The 2,526-nt window shown below is 62.7% G+C and carries 3 protein-coding genes; all 3 read left to right on the forward strand.

The window, feature by feature from the left end; genetic code table 11:
- On the forward strand, positions 1 to 398 hold a 398-nt coding region (locus ACYVDE_RS20040; RefSeq protein WP_460503307.1), incomplete at its 5' end, for a carboxypeptidase-like regulatory domain-containing protein.
- 150 nt (positions 399 to 548) lie between these two features.
- Positions 549 to 2,054 (forward strand): sodium:solute symporter, encoded by a 1,506-nt coding sequence (locus ACYVDE_RS20045; RefSeq protein ID WP_460503308.1) that lies wholly within the window; start codon positions 549 to 551, stop codon positions 2,052 to 2,054.
- Positions 2,055 to 2,144: 90 nt separating this feature from the next.
- The coding region (locus ACYVDE_RS20050) for an energy transducer TonB (RefSeq protein ID WP_460503309.1) at positions 2,145 to 2,526 on the forward strand (382 nt) is incomplete at its 3' end.

The following is a 2,526-nucleotide window of genomic DNA, read 5'->3' on the forward strand; positions in this document are numbered from 1 at the left end:
CGCTGGCCAACCTCCCGGCCGCCGCCCAGGCCCCGGCCGGGCGCACGCTCACCGGCACGGTGCAGTACGTTTCCGATAAGGGCAAAATCGAGCCGCTGCCCGGGGCCACGGTGCTGCTGGCCGGCACGCAGGTGGGCATTTCAACTGACATGCAGGGCCACTACGAATTAACCCTGCCGGATAGCAAAGGCCTGCCCGAAGCCGCCCGCATTCAGTTTAGCAGCGTTGGTTTTGCGATGGCGGAGTGGCCGCTGCCGCCGCAAGGCACCGGCGCGCTGCAACACGATGCCTTGCTGCAAATGGATTCCCGCGTCATCACCTTTTCGGTGCGCCGGCCCTCGCTGCCCGAGCGCGCCCTGTGGTCGTTGCAGCGGTTGTTTCGCCAGCGGGCGCAGTAGCAGCCAGTAGCCGTAGGCTGGGCGCAGCCGGCGGCCCAGCGAAAAAGCCGCCCTTACGCGGGCGGCTACCTGTTAGCTTTGTAGCTTCATATTGCGCTGTTGCGAATTAAAGCTAACAGCCAATAGCTACTAGCTAACCGCTAACACCGCATGTCGCCAACCTTAGTACTGAGCCTGGTTGCGGGCTACTTCGTCGTCCTCATCATCATCGCCCTGCTCACCTCGCGGGGCGCGACCAGCGAAAGCTTCTTCGTGGCCAACCGCAACGCGCCGTGGTACATGGTGGCCTTCGCCATGATTGGCACCTCACTCTCGGGCGTCACCTTCATCTCGGTGCCGGGCAACGTGTACGGCAAAAGCTGGAGCTACCTGGCCGTGGCGCTGGGCTTCGTGGCCGGCTACGTGGTCATCGGTACGGTGCTGCTGCCGCTCTACTACCGCCTGCGGCTGGTGAGCATCTACTCCTATCTGGAGCAGCGCTTTGGCTACTGGAGCTACAAAACCGGGGCATTGTTCTTCCTCATCTCGCGCTCGCTGGGCTCGGCCCTGCGCCTATACCTGGTGGCAGGCGTGCTACAGCTGGCCGTGTTCGACTCGATGGGCGTGCCCTTTGCCGCTACCGTTGTGGTCAGCATCCTGTTCATCTACCTCTACACCTTCAAGGGCGGCCTAAAAACCATTCTCTGGACCGACACTTTCCAGACGCTGGCCATGCTCAGCTGCGTGGCCCTCAGCATCTATTTCATGTCGGATGCGCTGAATTATTCCTTCGCCAAGCTTGTCACCGCGGTGAAGGAAAGCCCCATGTCGCAAGTCTATTTCGCCGATTTCCGCGACGACAAGTTCTTTTGGAAGCAGTTTGCCTCCGGCATGTTCATCACCATCGTGATGACCGGCCTCGACCAGGACCTGATGCAGAAAAACCTCAGCTGCCGCAGCCTCGGCGAAGCCCAGAAGAATCTGTTCTGGTTCACGCCCGTCATCGTGTGCGTCAACATCCTGTTCCTCACCCTGGGCGTGCTCATGTACCAGTACGCCGCCGCCCGTGGCCTGCATCTGGAACAACTGCCCGAGCTCCTCAACCTCAAAGGCAAGCTCGATACTGACAAAGTATTCCCCTTCCTGGCCACCACGCAGTTCTCGCTGGCGGCCGGCATCATCTTCATCCTGGGCATCATCGCCGTCACCTACGCCTCGGCCGACTCGGCCCTCACCTCGCTTACTACCTCATTCTGCATCGACTTCCTCGACATTAAGCAGTACCCCGAGGCGCAGCAAACCCGCCTGCGCCAGCTCACGCACCTGGGCTGGTCGGTGGTGCTCATCGTCATCATCCTCATCTTCCGCGCCCTCAACGAGCAAAGCCTGATTGATGCCGTGTACAAAGCCGCCGGCTTCACCTACGGGCCGCTGCTGGGCCTGTTTGCCTTCGGCATCTTCACCCACCGCCAGCTGCGCGACCGGCTGGTGCTGCCCACCTGCACCGCCGCCGTGCTCCTCACCCTGCTCATCGTGACGCACTCCGTGGAGTGGCTGAATGGCTACAAGTTCGGCTTCGAAATTCTGCTGCTGAACGGCCTGTTGGTGTACCTCGGCCTGCTCCTCATTTCGCGCCCGGCCGATGTGGCTCCGGCCCCCGCGAACCAGCCCGCCTAGTTCGGGGTTGAAATATTTCGGGGCCAGGTTCGTCTGCCGCTCCATGGGCGGGCCGCGTTGTTCGGCCCCGTCTTTGCATTTCCGTTGTTTATGAAAATTCTATTCGCTACCCTCGCCCTGCTGGCCGCCGGTACCGCCCGCGCCCAAACGGCCCCGGCCCCCACCGGCCAAACCATCGTCCTCAAGCCTGGCCAGATGCAGGTGCAGCGCAACCCCGCCGCCAACCGCCCCGACCGCGCCCCCGTGTATCCCGGCGGCGAGCAAGCCATGGGCCTATTCTTCCTCGAGCACATCAACTACCCCGAAGCCGCCAAAGCCAAGAACATCAGCGGGCAGGTGCTGGTGAATGCCACCGTGAATGAAGACGGCAGCGTGAGCAGCCCCGTAGTGGCCCAGTCGCTCTCGCCCGAGTGCGACGCCGAAGCCCTGCGCGTGGTGGGCCTGATGCAGGGCTGGCAGCCCGGCATGCGCC

The organism is Hymenobacter agri, assembly GCF_054778495.1.

Coding starts and splice junctions, on each gene's coding strand:
- ACYVDE_RS20045 (WP_460503308.1), top strand. CDS start 549: ATGTCGCCAACCTTAGTACTGAGCCTGGTTGCGGGCTACTTCGTCGTC.